The sequence below is a fragment of the Enterobacter sp. FUJ80071 genome, from assembly GCF_038739915.1.
Taxonomy (GTDB): domain Bacteria; phylum Pseudomonadota; class Gammaproteobacteria; order Enterobacterales; family Enterobacteriaceae; genus Enterobacter; species Enterobacter kobei.
This window is the reverse complement of the sequence record NZ_JBBXKH010000004.1, coordinates 1-16,158: the sequence shown is the minus strand read 5'-3', so window position 1 is coordinate 16,158 and position 16,158 is coordinate 1. Positions and strand designations below refer to the sequence as shown.

The window sequence follows — 16,158 nt, the reverse complement described above, 5'->3', positions numbered from 1 at the left end:
AATCGCCACGGATAATCTAGACACTTCCGAGCCGTTGATGGACTGACCCCGCCCCGGTAGACGATCCTGCCCTATAGTTTGGACTGACCCCACGCCTGTAGACAAATCCTGTCCTCACGACGAGGCCTGTTCGAAGGCCTCCGGACTGACGTCGCCGAGGTGGCTGTGGCGCCGGGACCGGTTATAGAAGACTTCAATGTAATCGAAGATCCGCCCGGGCCAGATCCCTGGTTTTATATATGCGTTTTCTGATCCGTTCTTTTTTCAGCGAACTGAAGAACGATTCGGCCACCGCATTATCCCAGCAGTTGCCACGCCGGCTCATGCTCGGCGCCAGGTTATTGGCCCGGTAGAAGCGCTGCCAGTCGTCACTGCCGTACTGGCTGCCCTGATCGCTATGTACGATAACCTCGCTGTCTGGTTTTCGGCGCCAGACCGCCATCATCAGCGCGTCGAGCGCCAGTTCGCGTGAGAGAGTGGGTTTCATCGACCAGCCGACCACATTACGGGCGAAGAGATCGATAACCACCGCCAGATACAGCCAGCCCTGCCAGGTGCGGAGTAGAGTAAGAGGCAGGGCGTAGTCGGACTATTTCCCTGCCTCTCCTCCCCGAACCGGACGTGCACCTTTCAGCGCATCCGGCTCTCCATTTAAATGCTGGCGAACGCCATTGCCACTTCTGTAAAGCGCGATGTATACGTGTTTCTGGTCTCCGTCCTCAGATAGGGATTACCTTCGGGTAGCCGCCAGCGGAACAGCTTCTTGCCTTGCCCCACCAACCGGTACAGTATTTCGCCGCTGAGCTTGCCGTGATTGGTTTTACCAAATAAAACCCACGTTTTGCTCTGACCCGGTTTCGGTGATTTACACCACCACCTCATCAGGGAAGCGATACCTGTACGGTATTTGCGGGCCAGCCAGTGAGCCAGCTTCCAGAACACGACACGGTCGATATAACTGAAGACTTTGGCCTTAAAATCAACGAACTGATAGAACATGGCCCAGCCTTTCAGTTTTCGGTTGAGTTGTTCAGCCATATCGACTTTGCTTTCACTGTAGTTGCCTGATAACAGTGCTGTCAGCGATGCGGCGAAGTTTCTGGCTTTCTCCTGCGGGATCGTTGAGACCACTCGCATCTCGCCATAACGACTGCGTTTGCGAATGATCCTGTGCCCCAGAAAGATAAAGCCGTCATTAACATGGGTGATTTTAGTCTTATCCATGTTCAGCCTGAGTTTCAGACTGCCTTCGAGCACACCCCGACACTCCTCCCTGATGGCTTCCGCCTGTGCTTTGGTGCCTTTGACGATGAGGACAAAATCATCGGCATAGCGGCAGTACGCCACCGCGGGTTTCCACTGCCAGTTTTCTCTGACCGCCGTACTTCGGCCCCGTTGGATACTGTTATTCCAGTACCACCGATCTTTTCTGGCTTTCCCGCTCAGGTAGCGCTCATGCAGGTATTGATCGAACTCATTCAGCATGATGTTCGATAATAGCGGCGATATAACACCGCCCTGTGGTACACCTTCACTGGCCGCCCGAAAGAGACCGACATCGATATGTCCCGCCTTGATGGTTTTCCACAGCAGAGTCATGAAACGTGCGTCACTGATCCTGCGGCGTACAGCCTTCATCAGCAGTCGATGATGTACGGTGTCGAAGTAACTGGACAGGTCGCCTTCAATCACCCAGCGTCCCCGGGTTTCACCACAGTCTGTGAGCTGTAATTTCACCGTGCGGATCGCGTGGTGGACACTGCGCTCAGGCCGGAAGCCATATGAGAGCGTATGAAAATCACTCTCCCATATCGGCTCCATCGCCATCAGCATGGCCCGCTGAACAATACGATCCCGCAACGCGGGGATACCCAGTGGTCGCAGTTTGCCGTTGCTTTTAGGGATGTAAACCCGTCTGGCGGGCAAGGGCTGGTAGTGGCCTGAGAGTAATTCATCCCTGAGGATTTGCAGCTCAACAGCCAGTCTGGCCTGTAGCATTGTTTTGTTCACGCCATCAACGCCGGGGGTATGGGCCCCCTTTGATGAAAGCGTGATCCGCGCCGCTTCAGCCAGCCATTCTGGTTGTGTTATCAGACGCAGCAGCCGTTGAATCCGTAGGGACGGATCGGTGGCTGCCCATGTGGCAAGCTTGCGTTGCATTTCGCTGATTATCAAAGGTCTTCACCTCGTTAGGTCAGTTAATTCACGTCGCAAACACATTCAAACTGCTTCCCTTCGCCATGTAATGGGCTTTCCCCATCGCGGACTACTACGGAAGCTCCGCCAGCCAGCGCGTCATCGGAGCCATGCCCCCTTAACATCCGTCGCTGACCTTCCCCGGTTTACCTGCCTGGACTCAGGCATACTGAGGAGGAGGCTGCCCGTCGCACTCTTTATCCTTGCTTGCCGCAAGTTGGCAGAAGTCAGCATCGCAAGCGTGATAGACGCTGCTGCCCCGGTGTTTCGCATACATGTCAAAACACCTTCGACCGGCAGTGCTTACGTATCACTGCCAGTTCCTCCTGCACGGCCTGTCAGATCACGTAGGCCGTGGTGACGTTTTCAACCCACAGAGGCGGATTAACGGGTTCATGTTCTTCAGCCTTTCAGTACTTAACCTTGAGGATCATCTCGGCTTAGTGATCTCGCCTCAATCCCCGTTGTCAGCGGGTTACATCACCCTGCGGGCATGCCGCAGGTCACTGCCGCTCAGGTTCTCCACCGTCACACCCGGTGGGATTGTTGGGTTTCTCATCGTGAGTTACCGGTTCAATATTCCAGACAGACTCGCGGTTCATTTAAGCATCCATGCCCGCCCTGAACTCCGGGCACACTATAAGTAATATCGGTGACCCAGACCTGGGTGGCCCGGACAACGGTGAACTGCCGCTGCACGAGATTAGGAGCAACGACTGAAGGCCTGCCAGCGATACGACGTGGCGCTTTATAGCCGCGCACAGCTTTAATCCGGTCCAGTTGCATGATCCGACCCACCCGGTTTCTACCACAGGTTTCCCCGATTTCGTTCAGATCGCCATGAACCCGCCGGTAACCGTATACGCCTCCGCTCAGGGAATATGAGTCGCGGATAAGCATCAGCAGGCGCTGGTTATCTTTATCACGCGCCGAGACAGGGTTATGCAGCCACGCATAGAACCCGGCCCGGGCGACATTCAGTACCCGACACATCGTCATCACACCCCATACAGTTCGGTGCTCATTGATAAAGCGGTACTTCAGTCGGGCTCCTTTGCAAAGTACCGCGCGGCCTTTTTCAGGATATCCCGTTCTTCTTCGGTGCGTTTTAGCTGCGCCCGGAGTTTCAGGATCTCGCTTTTAGCTTCCAGTAAATCCCGGGCATGCTGCTCGCTGTTATCAGGTTTGATAGCCCGTAGCCACTTGTAGAGGCGGTGTGCAGAGACGCCCAGACGCTCAGATACTTAGGCGACGGAATAACCGCGTTCCGTTATCTGACGGACGGCTTCTTCCTTAAATTCAGGTGTAAATCGTGGTGTGCCCATACGCTCCTCCTATACTCAAACTATAGGGCAGGATCGTCTACCGGGGCGGGGTCAGTCCAGGGAGCCGTTAACGACCTGATGGCGGTTGTTCTGGAAAGCTATCTTCGGGAGGAATTCCCCGATACGGGCAAACGAAATGAGTCGCAGAAGAGGTCAATCGACGACACCATTTCGATAGTCCGCTCCTATCTCCGTTAACTCTGCCAGGCAGATGTCTGATGGGGTCTAAAACTGTAATGAAAGGAAATGACATATGAAATCACGTGCATTATTCATCTGTATTTTTTAATTGGTACCCGAAACCGCCTGAGTGTCGCCATCAGCTGGGTCTGGAACCACAGCGTCGCGTACCGGGGAGCCCGCATTATCACGGGAGCCAAATCTCCGGTCCCGGGTACGCCGCCAGCCAGTTCTCATACAGAAGGCGGATCCGCAGGGTACCGCTGAAACTTCAGCGGTGTCCCACATGGTACCACCGGGCCCAGCTTCAGCAATCTGTTTCCAGTCACACAAACGCTTTTTTCGACGGGCTTTCTGATCGAGCGGTCCGGCACACCAGATACCGTCACAAGAGGTGGCCTTATTAAGAGCGGACACACCTAGCACAGGAAATTCTATGGCAAAGAAACTTTTCGGTTATCATCCCATCCTGACTGACGACAACAATTCAGTTGTGATTCGCGGTGCTCGCGAGAACAACCTTAAAGAGGTGGATGTTTCCATTCCGCGCAACGCATTGGTTGTTTTTTCGGGTGTGTCAGGCTCGGGTAAGTCTTCACTGGCCTTTGGCACCATTTATGCTGAGGCGCAACGGCGCTACTTTGAATCGGTTGCCCCCTACGCTCGTCGCCTCATTGATCAGGTCGGGGTTCCGGATGTGGATGCCATTGACGGACTGCCGCCAGCCGTTGCGCTTCAGCAACAACGCGGTGCCAGTAACGCGCGCTCCTCTGTCGGCAGCGTGACCACCTTATCCAGTCTGGTGCGAATGATGTACTCACGGGCGGGCGCTTATCCTGCCGGACAACCGATGCTGTATGCCGAGGATTTTTCTCCCAACACGCCGCAGGGGGCATGCCCTTCTTGCCATGGTCTGGGCCATATCTATGAGGTAACTGAAACACTGATGGTGCCCGATCCCTCACTTAGTATCCGTGAAAAGGCTATTGCTTCCTGGCCCCCGGCCTGGCACGGACAGAATCTGCGGGATATTCTGGTGACGCTGGGGTATGACATCGACACTCCCTGGAAAAATCTGCCAGCGGAAGACCGTCAGTGGATCCTTTTTACCGAAGACACCCCCACTGTACCGGTTTTCCCGGGACTGAGTCCGGAAGATACGCGCGAAGCCGTCAGGAAAAAAATGACGCCGGGTTATATGGGGACCTTCACCGGGGCACGTCGTTATGTGCTACATACCTTCGCCAGCACGCAAAGCGCGTTGATGAGAAAACGAGTCTCCCGTTTTATGGAAGGCAAGCTGTGTCCGGTCTGTCACGGGAAAAGACTGAAGTCAGAATCATTGTCCGTCACCTTTGCCGGTGTGGACATTGGTGAATTTATGCAGATGCCCTTAGACCAGCTGGCGGAATTGCTCCTTCCAATCTCCCGGGGGGATTTCAGTGCCCACCACGCCGGCGCAGATGCCGACAGGGATATCACCCGTCGGGATCTGACAGAGCGTGCTGCATCCGGAAAAGCGGTCCATTCCGATAACGCCGATGTCTGCCGGACATCGGCGTTATCGGAAGAGAAACGACTGGCGGCACAACGGCTGACCGGTGGTGTCATGGCCCGGTTGTATCAGTTGCAGAAGCTGGGGCTGGGTTATCTTACGCTGGACAGAGCAACCCCAACTCTATCTGCAGGAGAGCTTCAGCGACTGCGTCTTGCCACGCAACTCAGTTCGATGCTGTTTGGTGTGGTCTATGTTCTTGATGAACCGTCTGCGGGTCTGCACCCCTCAGACAGTAAAGCGCTTTACGATGCGCTTGAGAACCTTCGTGATGCCGGCAACTCGGTGTTTGTCGTTGAACATGATCTTAACCTGATGCGACGGGCGCAATGGCTTGTTGATGTGGGACCGTCGGCTGGTGAACAGGGAGGACATGTTCTCTACAGTGGTATTCCTGAAGATCTGAAAGCCGTCACCCAATCTCGTACCGCGCGTTATTTATTTGATGAAGTCCGGCCACCACAATCTTTTGCCCGTATCCCATCCGGGTGGCTGAAACTGCAGGGGATCCATCGCCACAATCTTAAGTGGATCGATGTTGATATTCCTCTGGGTGTGCTGACAGCCGTGACGGGAGTCTCTGGCTCCGGTAAATCCAGTCTGATTGCCCAGGCCTTACCGGAACTGGTGCTTTCTTCACTTGGCGGTGAGCCAGAAGACGTGCTTTCCGAAGCCAGCGACGCTGAGGGGCCATCCGTAACGGAGAAAACGTACGGTACCCTGACCGGTGATACCGGACTGGTAAAGCGTCTGGTTCAGGTTGACCAGAAACCGATAGGCAGGACCCCCCGTTCAAACCTGGCGACATATACCGGGTTGTTTGATCCTGTTCGTAAGCTCTTTGCCGGAACGACTGACGCCAAACTCCATCATTACGATGCGGGTCAATTCTCTTTCAATGTGGCAAAAGGCCGCTGTGCAACCTGTGAAGGTGAAGGATTCGTCAGCGTGGAGCTGTTGTTTATGCCGAGCGTGTATGCACCGTGCCCGACCTGCCATGGCGCGCGGTATAACCGGGATACTCTCAGGATCTGCTGGCAGGACAAAAATATCGCGGAGGTCCTGCATATGACGGTGGATGAAGCCAGTCAGTTCTTTGCGACTGAAGAACCAGTGGCTCGTCCCCTCCGTCTGCTGAGTGAAATTGGTCTGGGCTACCTGCGTCTGGGACAACCAGCAACCGAGTTATCCGGAGGGGAGGCGCAAAGGATCAAGCTGGCAACCGAACTACAACGTAGCCAACGTGGCCACACGTTGTATATCCTAGATGAACCGACAACCGGCCTGCATGCTTCAGACGCCGACCGCCTCCTTGTGCAGCTGCAGCGGCTTGTTGATGCAGAAAATACGGTGATAATGATTGAACACGATATGCGGGCGGTTACTCAGGCAGACCAGGTTATCGACATCGGTCCTGGAGCGGGACATGAGGGAGGACGCCTGGTTGCCGCAGGAACTCCCGAACAGGTATCGCAGGTCAAAGAAAGCCGTACCGCACAGTATATTGCCAGGGAACTCTCACGGAACGGTTAAAAAGGGCTGTGTCGTCATTGCGTCAATGGCGGCACATTCCCGGCGTGTTCTGTATCAGTAATCTCCCGCAGGTATAATTTCAGCGCATCCCACTGGTTCAGCGCGTACGCGAACGCCTTCGACAGCTCCGAGTGCCGTGACAGCGTTTTCTGCTTTTCACGCAGCCAGCCCTCCAGCGCGGTCAGCAGCGGTACCGCTTTTTCCTGCCGAATGGCCAGCCGTTCCGCCGCGCTTTTGCCCCGGATGCCCGCCTCGATGCCATACAGCTCGCCGATACGGCACAGCGCTTCGGTCGTGGTGTCAGAGGGCGTCCGCACGTGCACGTCCGCCTGCAACACCCCGCTGAACCCCGCAAGATGCGACTGCGGATGTGTAACGCTGGCGTGATAGAAATTTTAAGTCAGTCATCAGGTGTCCACCTAATTAGGGGTCAGTTTGGATATCGAAAATTATTGTACGTCAAGGTTATTTTTTGACCTCTCTACTTTAGCGGGCCTCAGCCGACGAAACTTATCGGAAGCCGGTACCGGCCAGTCTGACTGAAGATGGAAGCAAAATTAATGCTGTGGGCTACCATACCTTCTTTAACAGGTGATTTGTGAACTGCAACTTCTCGGAACGGGAGTTTGCGCAAGGACCGGAAGTCCGCTTTTCGCTCATAGCGGACCGTTCCTGCGCACATGTCTGCTATGTGGTAGAGGCAGACAATACTTACAGCACAGGGCGTTAATAAATACGGAACAGATCAACCGCAGATGCCTCCTCCTGAATGTATTAATTTTGCTATCTCGTCGGCAAAATCAGGGAACAAGTCTGGATATGGAAGCGCCTGGCAGCTGAAAGTATGAATAATAACGCCCTGACAGGATATTTTATTGCACCCTGTCAAAAGTCATACATTCTTTCCCGGTTTTTGCTTTCTCATACCGGATAACTCTATTTAAGGCTTAAGGATAACCTTCGTCCATCCTTCATCCCGCTCATCGAAGTGCTTATATCCGGCAGGAGCCTCTTCAAGCGAAAGACGATGAGAAATTATTTTGCCCGGACTGGCTTTATCGTGATGGATGAGGCGAGACAGCTGACGGTTATAGGCCTTAACGTTCGCCTGGCCGGTACGGATTGCCTGTCCTTTAAACCAGAAACTCCCAAAATCAAATGGCATCTTACCCTCTCTGGCAAGCTCCGATTCAGCCCCCGGATCCTGAGGAATAAAGACGCCAACCACACCAATTCCCCCGGTTGCTTTCGTCGACGCAACAAGACTGTTCATGGTAACAGAGTTATCTTCATGGCCATGTTTGTTACAGCACTGATAGCCAACACATTCGCAGCCACAATCCGTACCGCGTCCATCCGTCAGGTCGAGAATTTTTTGTACAGCTTCATCGCCAGTAGCATTGATGCCCGTCGCCCCCATTTTTTCAGCCAGAGCCAACCGGTCTGTGTGCGTATCAACCACAAACACCTGTGAAGCACCTTTATTCGCTCATAGATATGCCTGTCGCGTTTGCGGCTTTACTTGTTATACCCAACCTGCCTGATTTTTATCGCCAGCATCCCGGAATTGAAATTATCCTGAGCAGCTCAGACCGCCGACGGAATATGCTGCATGATGGCCTGGACTGCATACTGAGGGTGGGGGAGCTGGACGATGGCGACTATATCGCAAAGGAGGTGGGAACCGTTAAAATGACGACCTGCGCCAGTCCTGCGTATCTTGATCAACACGGCACCCCGGAAACAATGGACGAGTTGCAGCAGCATCAGGCCGTCAACTGGATTAACAGCAGCAACAGACAAGTTATGCCCTGGACATTCGGGACGTCAGAGGGCTCCACCGAAATTGAACTTCCAGGCAGGCTTGTCGTGGATAACTCAGAAGCCTACATTGCAGCAGGCCTGGCGGGGCTGGGAATACTACAGGGCATGAATATTTTTTTGCAGCCTTATCTCGATCGCGGGCTGTTGGTAGAGGTTCTGCCAGATAATACGTCCCCGAATCGCAAACTGTAACTTCTGTATCCGCACCGCCATCTCTCCCGAAAAGTACGGGCGTTTACCGACTGGCTGGAAAGTTTATTGTAAACGCCTGGGGGCCTGCAGCCTGCTGGTACGTGCGCTGCCTTTTATCGGCCCGCCAGCTTCTGTATGGCTTCACGGACAGGAGCATCGCCAGACGTCAGCTCAATGATGACGCGGCTGACGGCAGGTTGCTCAATGAGTTCAGCCAGCGTAGCCGCCACGTCATCACGGGGCACGTTACCATACGGGATGGCCAGGCCGGCACGTACATAACCCGTACCAGTCTTATCCTGCAGCGCGCCGGGGCGCAGGATCACCCAGTCAAGCTCGCTTTGTGCTAGTTCCACATCGGCCATTTTTTTAACACGCATATAATTTTCGAATGATTCAGAAGTGGTTTCTCCCCGTGCGGACTCCGGGAATGCAGAAACGAGCAGAAAGCGAGACACACCGGCACTGAGGGCGGCAGCTACCGACTTTTTCAGCCCTTCGCCGTCGACCGCATTGGTCATCTCCTGTCCCCCCTTACCGCCGGCACCGGCAGTAAACACCACTGTATCACTACCTGCAAAGTGCATCGCCAGCGCAGCTGCATCCAGCTCTGTCAGGCTCCCACTGACGGGCTCAGCACCCAGCTCGCCTAGCAATGCCTGCTGCTCTGGCTTACGGTAGAGGGCACGAACAGCATGCCCCCTACCTGAAAGGATCCTGCACAGACGCTGGCCGATTTTGCCTGCACCACCGATAATGAAAACATGAACCACAGTTGTCTCCTTCTGGGGTTATGATGTGTCCGAAATTATAACCTGACATCAGGTCAGTTCCTTTGAGCCTGACCGATTGCACTGCATGCTGCTGCCAGCACCAGACAGCTGGTCAGATACTCAGTTGTTCTTATAGCTGAGAACAACAGCCGTACCGATTTAGCTCTCCCGTCACGATGAGAACTCCTGAACCGGTTACACGCAATGCCGGCCAATATCTTCCGTTATATTCGAAAGATCCACGCAAGTTACTGAAGTGCGAGGGACGCAATGTGTACCTTGAACGAACTGAAGTCAGCGGAACCCTGAAGGTTCGATTCCATAGCGTTCAGAAAACTGCTTGCTGAAGCTCGATAGTGAATTGTAACCCACCCGCCCCGCGACCGTTTTTACCGGCAGCGTCGATGTCATCAGCAGGCGGAGAGCCTCCGCGATACGTGCATCGGCGATAACTGAGCGTAAGCTGGTTGACTCACTGGCCAGGTGGCGCCGAAGCGTGGGGCCACTGAGTCCCGTCAGATCTTCAATTTCAGCAGCACTCCAGGGATGAGCCGGTTTGTCCGCTACCATCTGACGGATTTTCATGGCCAGACTTGGCTGCCGGGCTCGCAGCAAAGCATGGTATCCCATGCCATAAAGCCAGAGCACCACTTCAACCATGGCGTGCAGGGAAAGCGGACGCTTCCCTTCCCGCATTGCGGCTGTCCAGCGGTTAAGGGGTGAAAGAAGAGCTGATACGGAAATGGCTGCGATGCTGCCGGTGTCCTGTGGTGGTGGTGCGGCAAGTAACAGCCTGGCTGCTTCAAGCTGTTCCTCCGCGAGCACCACGCTCAGGGCAACAAACTCACCACTTTGTTCTGAAGGGGCATATTCTATATCGATGCTACGGGCATTCGGGACGACCATAATCTCGCCCGGGATCACCCGGTGCCATTTCTCATTTTCACGATACCGGAATTCTCCTTCCAGCGGGAAGGAAAGGGTCGCACCTTCCACCTCGAACTTCTTTACCTGATGCGTCTGTTCTGCGCGAAGGCAATCGCAGGGAAGTGGAAAACGGGAGCGTGCCAGGGTAAGAAGCTCAGCGAGGAGATCATCAACGGGAGAATCGGAAAAGCTGACTGTTTGCATATTCATCCGGAATTTGACTTTGACCGCTATTATACGTCGCCATATACAAAAGCATACAGCGACGCGTGCGGTTGTCTATTCCCGGATGACAAAAATCAGGCCGATTATAGTTATTGCCATACCCACAAGCATGGGCAATGTAATGGCCTCTCCAAACAGCAACCACGCTTCAGCTGCCGTGAGAATGGGAACCAGGTAAAAGTAAGTAGCGACTTTGGTTGCTTCACCGCTTCGTATCATAAAAATCAGCAACATAATCGCCAGAACCGATACGCCAATAACCAGCCAGCCCAGACCCAGCGCAAATGATAAGCTCCACTGCGTCGGAGCAGATTCGAACATCAGGCTAATTGCACCCATCGATATTGTCAAAGTGACGTACTGTAAAAACGTGTTCGCAAAGATATGTCCATCTCCCTGAGCACGGCGCTGATAAAGCGCTCCGATCGTTACGCCAAATAACCCCAGCATGACCGACCCAAAAGCCACAGGATCCAGTGCAAAACTATGCTGGCCTGGCGAGAGCACCAGGAAAACGCCCGCAAAGCCAATCGCAATACCCAGCCATTTCCGGGGATGCAGGGACTGACGGTGCATGAGTGAAACCAGTATTGCAGTCAGTACCGGCTGCAGGCCGGTGATGAGCGCCACAATGCCTGACGGCATGCCACGATGGATGGCATAAAAGCATCCGCCCAGAAAGAAGCTCTGCAGGAAAAGTCCGACAATCAGGTTGCGAACCATTCCTCTGCCGGACGGAAAACGGGCCCTGAACCCCAGTGTAAGCAGCAGAAGGACCAGACAGGAAAATGCGCCACGCAGGAATAAAAGATGAAACGGCGCGCTGTACTGCACGGTAAATTTGGCTGCGACAAACCCTGACTCCAGAGGAATACAAAAAGCCAGGGCGCAAGAGTAATGAGCCATTTTTTTGTGAGGCAGTGATATTCATAGTATTGCAGGTGGGTTCTTGTCGGGCGATATGAAAGGGGATCTTCCCGGTCACTATTGTGTGCACCGGGAAGGAAGGTGATCAGACTGCGGGTGACCACAGGTCGTAATTCAGTGCGAAGCTGTTACCTTCACGGATAACCTTACCGGTAGTAGGCAGGTTGAAGTGCATACCACTGACAGCCAGGTTATCGCTCGCTGCGCGGTCAAGCACTTTGCTACGGATGGCCGCCGCCGCCGCAGGATCGCTGTCGAACGCGATAGTAACGTCAGGCTGAGCAACCTGAATGTGCGGGAAGTGAACAATATCACCCCAGATGAGCAGCGACTCTTTTTCATCACCCAGCAGATAACCGGTATGTCCTGGTGTATGGCCGAACAGCGGTACAGTCTGAATACCTGGTAAAATCGCTTCCTCGCGGAATGGCACCAGTTTGTCGTCATAAGCGCTGAAGGCGTTCCTTGCTACTTCAAAGAACGGCTTGAATGCGTCAGGCGCGCCAGCGGAAATGGTTTCATCACGCCAGAAAGCGAGTTCTTTCTCATGCACAAACAACTGCTGAACATTGCGGAAAACGGGAGTCTGCAGGGGGCCTGCAAGCCCGCCGATATGGTCAGGATGCGCGTGAGTCAGGAGAAGGGTATCAATCTGAAGCGGGTCAATGCCTGCCGCGGCCAGGGCTACCTGAAGCCGACCGCCCCAGCCATTGATACCTCCGGCACCACTGTCAATCAGGATGGTTCGCTCAGGCGTCTGGATAACGTAGACGTTGATATTAATACGGGGTACTGCTGGCACACCGCGCTTCTGCAGTAAATCCTCGGCACGTGAGCCGTCAATACCAGACAGCAGCTCAAAAGATACGTCCAGATAGCCATCACTCAGCATGGTCACAGTCATGTCACCTACTTTTTTGCGATTGATAGCCGGGGCCTGCCAGTTCAGTTGTGAAGTCATATTGGTCTCCGTTACGATTAGAGGTCATCAGGTTTTACTTTAGCAATAGTAACGAAATTTCTGGTTCGAACTGCTCATCCTGCTACGTAAACCGCTCATTCTTAAAATCCGGAGCACAGCAGGTTATATTGCTTTTGCCTTTCTCATGTAAGGTGTCGGTATTATCTTTACCGGAGCCTGTAATGGACATTATTGGAATTATCATGTCGGCGGGAAAAGCCTCTGACCAGTCCTCAAGCACCCGACAATAGTGTCCCGCCTCAATCCCCGCCAGGGCAGAAGACTCCGGCAGGTAGGCCAGGCCGTAGCCATCTTTTACTGCCTGAAGCATTGGATAAATGCTTGAAAAAGTAAGCTGCCCGTCCACTTTTTTCACAATCTCCCCCTGCCTGACAAATTCCCAGCCATACAGCGGGCCTGTGGGTGACAGACGTATATTGATGCAGTCATGTTTTTCCAGCTGAGAGGGATGTAGCGGCAGACCTCTTTCTGCAAGATAGGTGGACGATCCAATGACGACAAACCGTATGTCCGGTGCGATTCGGACGGCCACCATATCCTTTAATATGTCATCACCAATTCGGACTCCGGCATCAAAATTGCCCTCAACAATGTCGACAAAACCGTTCTGCTGCGACATTTCCACCTTGATATCCGAATATTTTTTTAGTAACGGTGACAATCGTGGCCAGAGACATTCATGAATCATGTGATCTGATACCGTAAGTCTGACCAGCCCAGCCGGTGTATGGCGCAGTCTCTGAAGAGCTGTCACGCCCGCTTCAATGCGCGCAAGACCGGGTTCAAGCGTCAGTAATAATTGTTTACCGGCTTCGGTGACAGCCACCCGCCTGGTTGTACGCATAAGTAACGGCATGCCAACGCGCTCCTCGAGACGACGTATCGTGTGTGAAAGCGTGGATGCCGAGATCCCGAGGCGGACAGCAGCCCGTGAAAAACTGCACTCCTGTGCTACTGCCATGAATGCAACATAGTCATTAAAATCGTGACGCATACCGTTCCCGTTCAGGATCTCCGATAACATTATCAGAACCATTTAGGTTCATGATGCCGATTCTGTGAGCCATCAGGCAACCCCCCCGTTCCGCTCATCCGATCATAATTTTTATAAATCTAGATATTGGTAAATCTCAATATGTGGAATAAAGTGTCGTGGTTCTGCGGCTACATCGGCCGAACGACGACATGCCAGGTCGTAAATGCTGAGACATGGCGTTTCAGTGATATTGAAAATTCGCTATATCAGGATATGTAATGAAGACGAAAAACCTGTTCTCTCCCACCAGACTAGGTCCCTACACCCTGAAGAATCGTGTTGTACTTCCGCCTTTAACCCGCTCACGGAGCTCACAACCGGGTGATATTCCGAACGAACTGATGGCTGAATATTACGCACAGCGCAGCAGTGCCGGGTTTATGGTGACCGAAGGAACACAAATCGAACCTCGTGGGCAGGGTTATGCGTGGACCCCGGGGATCTACAGCTCACGGCAAGTGGAAGGCTGGAAGAAAGTGACGCGGGCAGTGCATGAAAAAGAAGGCATCATTTTTGCCCAGCTCTGGCATGTCGGAAGAGTATCCCATAACTCCCTGCAGCCATGTAACGCCTCGCCTGTCGCTCCGTCGGCGATACCGGCAGGGGAAAACGTTAAGGTATTCATCGAAACCGGGCCGGGAGAGGGTGCGCTGGCTACCGCTTCCTGCCCCCGCGCACTGGAAAAAGAGGAAATTAGTGAGATTGTCAGGATGTACGCCGGGGCAGCTCAGAACGCCCTTGATGCCGGTTTTGACGGTGTGGAAATTCACTGTGCAAATGGATACCTGGTTAACCAGTTCATGTCATCCCATAGCAACAAAAGAGAGGATGAATATGGTGGCTCATTACATAACCGGCTGCGGTTTCTGCGCGAAGTGACGCAGGCTGTCGCTGATGTGGTCGGTAAAGACCGTGTGGGAGTCCGTTTTGCTCCGCTCTTTCAGACCACGGATGAAGTAAGGGTCTATCTTGGCCTGGTGGAAGATGATCCCCATGAAACCTATACCGAAGCCGTTAAAATTCTTGAAGAAATCGGAATAGCCTATATTTCTCTTGCTGAAGCCGACTGGGATGATGCTCCCGAATTGCCTGAAGCATTCAGAGCTGAAGTCCGTAAGTTATTCAGCGGTGTAATTATGTATGCCGGGCGATATACGCAAGAAAAAGCCGAACGGATTATCGGTGCTGGCTGGGGAGACATTATCGGATTTGGCCGCCCGTTCATAGCTAATCCGGATTTACCGCAGCGCCTTTATCATGAATGGCCACTGAATCCGGTCGATCCAACAACCATGTATGGTGGAACGGCAAAAGGCTACACAGATTATCCCGCCTTTGGCTAACCATTCTTATGAGCATCAGCTTTTCAAAAGCTGATGCTTAACGTAGAGAAGTATCGTAACATTGCAATTCCTCAATGCGACAAGTGACAGAGTTTATGCCTGATATTGATTTGAATGACGTGATTAAGGCGCTGGGAAACCCTGTTAGAAGAAAAATTCTGCATATGCTCAAGGAACCGAAAATACACTTCCATCAGCCTTATGCTGATGCGGACGAGTTCGGTGTGTGTGTCAGTATCATTCAGGAAAAGGTCGGGCTCTCACAGTCTACCGTTTCTCTTTACCTCTCAGCTCTTCAACGGGCACAACTTGTTACTTCTCAGCGCATCGGTCCCTGGACGTACTACAAACGTGACAATGATAAAATAAGGGTTGTTCTTGAGTTGCTGAAAAATACAATCTGATACAGGACTGAGCACATTCAGTGTAACAGTACCGGGGGTTCGTACTTGCGATCCCGGCAGGCATTCCATGAAAGCGCACTAATTCCTCAATATCAGGCTGCAGACCGGTCATAAGAGGCTAATAGTTTTGCAAAATATCCACCAGTTTGGGTCAAATCACTCTGTCGGTTGGTGTGCATACTCGGTGCAAGGACCTGCAGATATTTAAGATGGCGGATAGCTTGTTACAGTGCCGCTGATGACATTCCGACCCTGTTGCCGTCCGGGTAAGATAATACCTCTGACAGCGGTCATAAAAGCCCAACATAATTGTCTTTCGAGCCATATATTAATCGCTCATCGCGCTCTCTTTTTCGAAGAGGTGTCACTTAATCATGATCGGTCAGTACAAAAAGACAGTGCTTTTCCAAATTCCGGACGGTTGTATGCGAAAACGGTGAAGCTCAACAAATGGTGTCATCGCTGTGCAATGCTCTGCGGGCTCATTCTTTCAGTTAACTGTTTGGTTACAGCTTCAATGAAGTATTTCAGTTAATTCACAGCGAGGGTTTGAGGAAACCACGCTGTGATTACCCAACGCTCATCCGGAGCATCCGGATTGAACTGTCGCTGGAGCTTGTTGGGCGACACGATACTGGCCTCGCCTTTACATGCCCTCGGGCTCCGGTATCCGACCTGAGCCTTTATCCCGACACGTTTCATCAGTCGCCAGACTCTGTTCACTCCGCACTGTTGC

10 protein-coding genes and 5 pseudogenes are annotated in these 16,158 nt (G+C 53.0%); 4 read left to right on the top strand and 11 right to left on the bottom strand.

Annotated features, from left to right (window positions below):
* Positions 1-114 precede the first annotated feature (114 nt).
* The 3 genes and pseudogenes from AAER43_RS25815 to AAER43_RS25805 form a co-directional block, all read right to left on the bottom strand.
* Positions 115-571: pseudogene (locus AAER43_RS25815) on the bottom strand (IS3 family transposase); the annotation flags it as partial.
* An 80-nt stretch (positions 572-651) separates the two neighbouring features.
* A complete protein-coding gene (gene ltrA, locus AAER43_RS25810) occupies positions 652-2,160 on the bottom strand; it encodes a group II intron reverse transcriptase/maturase (protein WP_001189111.1) in 1,509 nt (502 codons plus the stop codon).
* Between the two features lie 675 nt (positions 2,161-2,835).
* A pseudogene (locus AAER43_RS25805) lies at positions 2,836-3,521 on the bottom strand (IS3 family transposase); the annotation flags it as partial.
* Positions 3,522-4,137: 616 nt separating this feature from the next.
* Between AAER43_RS25805 and AAER43_RS25800 the strand changes: the two are divergent.
* Complete coding sequence (locus AAER43_RS25800; protein WP_012561117.1) at positions 4,138-6,789, top strand: excinuclease ABC subunit UvrA; 2,652 nt, start codon at positions 4,138-4,140, stop codon at positions 6,787-6,789.
* A 71-nt stretch (positions 6,790-6,860) separates the two neighbouring features.
* On the opposite strand, the pseudogene AAER43_RS25795 reads toward AAER43_RS25800, so the two are convergent.
* Both AAER43_RS25795 and AAER43_RS25790 read right to left on the bottom strand, forming a co-directional pair.
* Positions 6,861-7,160 (bottom strand): annotated as a pseudogene (locus AAER43_RS25795) (transposase); the annotation flags it as partial.
* 569 nt (positions 7,161-7,729) lie between these two features.
* On the bottom strand, positions 7,730-8,257 hold the full coding sequence (locus AAER43_RS25790) for a zinc-binding dehydrogenase (RefSeq protein ID WP_342702043.1): 528 nt from the start codon (positions 8,255-8,257) through the stop codon (positions 7,730-7,732).
* Positions 8,258-8,280: 23 nt separating this feature from the next.
* On the opposite strand from AAER43_RS25790, the pseudogene AAER43_RS25785 reads away from it, so the two are divergent.
* A pseudogene (locus AAER43_RS25785) lies at positions 8,281-8,877 on the top strand (LysR substrate-binding domain-containing protein); the annotation flags it as partial.
* 41 nt (positions 8,878-8,918) lie between these two features.
* Here AAER43_RS25785 and AAER43_RS25780 read toward each other — a convergent pair.
* The 5 genes from AAER43_RS25780 to AAER43_RS25760 all read right to left on the bottom strand — a co-directional run bounded on the left by AAER43_RS25780 (position 8,919) and on the right by AAER43_RS25760 (position 13,633).
* Positions 8,919-9,578, bottom strand: coding sequence for an SDR family oxidoreductase (locus AAER43_RS25780; RefSeq protein ID WP_007897903.1), 660 nt, complete (start codon positions 9,576-9,578; stop codon positions 8,919-8,921).
* Positions 9,579-9,872: 294 nt separating this feature from the next.
* Complete coding sequence (locus AAER43_RS25775) at positions 9,873-10,709, bottom strand: AraC family transcriptional regulator (protein WP_023279881.1); 837 nt, start codon at positions 10,707-10,709, stop codon at positions 9,873-9,875.
* A 75-nt stretch (positions 10,710-10,784) separates the two neighbouring features.
* The gene (locus AAER43_RS25770) at positions 10,785-11,636 is read right to left on the bottom strand and encodes a DMT family transporter (RefSeq protein WP_023279882.1); all 852 of its coding nucleotides are present in this window, start codon (positions 11,634-11,636) and stop codon (positions 10,785-10,787) included.
* Between the two features lie 106 nt (positions 11,637-11,742).
* Positions 11,743-12,618 carry an MBL fold metallo-hydrolase gene (locus tag AAER43_RS25765; RefSeq protein ID WP_017384065.1) on the bottom strand — a complete coding sequence of 292 codons (876 nt, stop codon included), beginning with the start codon at positions 12,616-12,618 and terminating at the stop codon, positions 11,743-11,745.
* A gap of 82 nt (positions 12,619-12,700) precedes the next feature.
* Positions 12,701-13,633 carry a LysR family transcriptional regulator gene (locus AAER43_RS25760; protein WP_158002126.1) on the bottom strand — a complete coding sequence of 311 codons (933 nt, stop codon included), beginning with the start codon at positions 13,631-13,633 and terminating at the stop codon, positions 12,701-12,703.
* 260 nt (positions 13,634-13,893) lie between these two features.
* On the opposite strand from AAER43_RS25760, the gene AAER43_RS25755 reads away from it, so the two are divergent.
* Both AAER43_RS25755 and AAER43_RS25750 read left to right on the top strand, forming a co-directional pair.
* Positions 13,894-15,018, top strand: coding sequence for an alkene reductase (locus AAER43_RS25755; protein WP_023279877.1), 1,125 nt, complete (start codon positions 13,894-13,896; stop codon positions 15,016-15,018).
* A 95-nt stretch (positions 15,019-15,113) separates the two neighbouring features.
* Entirely contained in the window at positions 15,114-15,422 is a 309-nt protein-coding gene (locus AAER43_RS25750) for a helix-turn-helix transcriptional regulator (protein ID WP_032415288.1), read from the top strand.
* 570 nt (positions 15,423-15,992) lie between these two features.
* Here AAER43_RS25750 and AAER43_RS25745 read toward each other — a convergent pair.
* A pseudogene (locus AAER43_RS25745) lies at positions 15,993-16,158 on the bottom strand (IS3 family transposase); the annotation flags it as partial.

Coding starts and splice junctions, on each gene's coding strand:
- AAER43_RS25770 (WP_023279882.1), bottom strand. CDS start 11,636: ATGGCTCATTACTCTTGCGCCCTGGCTTTTTGTATTCCTCTGGAGTCA.
- ltrA (WP_001189111.1), bottom strand. CDS start 2,160: ATGCAACGCAAGCTTGCCACATGGGCAGCCACCGATCCGTCCCTACGG.
- AAER43_RS25775 (WP_023279881.1), bottom strand. CDS start 10,709: ATGCAAACAGTCAGCTTTTCCGATTCTCCCGTTGATGATCTCCTCGCT.
- AAER43_RS25765 (WP_017384065.1), bottom strand. CDS start 12,618: ATGACTTCACAACTGAACTGGCAGGCCCCGGCTATCAATCGCAAAAAA.
- AAER43_RS25760 (WP_158002126.1), bottom strand. CDS start 13,633: ATGCGTCACGATTTTAATGACTATGTTGCATTCATGGCAGTAGCACAG.
- AAER43_RS25755 (WP_023279877.1), top strand. CDS start 13,894: ATGAAGACGAAAAACCTGTTCTCTCCCACCAGACTAGGTCCCTACACC.
- AAER43_RS25800 (WP_012561117.1), top strand. CDS start 4,138: ATGGCAAAGAAACTTTTCGGTTATCATCCCATCCTGACTGACGACAAC.
- AAER43_RS25750 (WP_032415288.1), top strand. CDS start 15,114: ATGCCTGATATTGATTTGAATGACGTGATTAAGGCGCTGGGAAACCCT.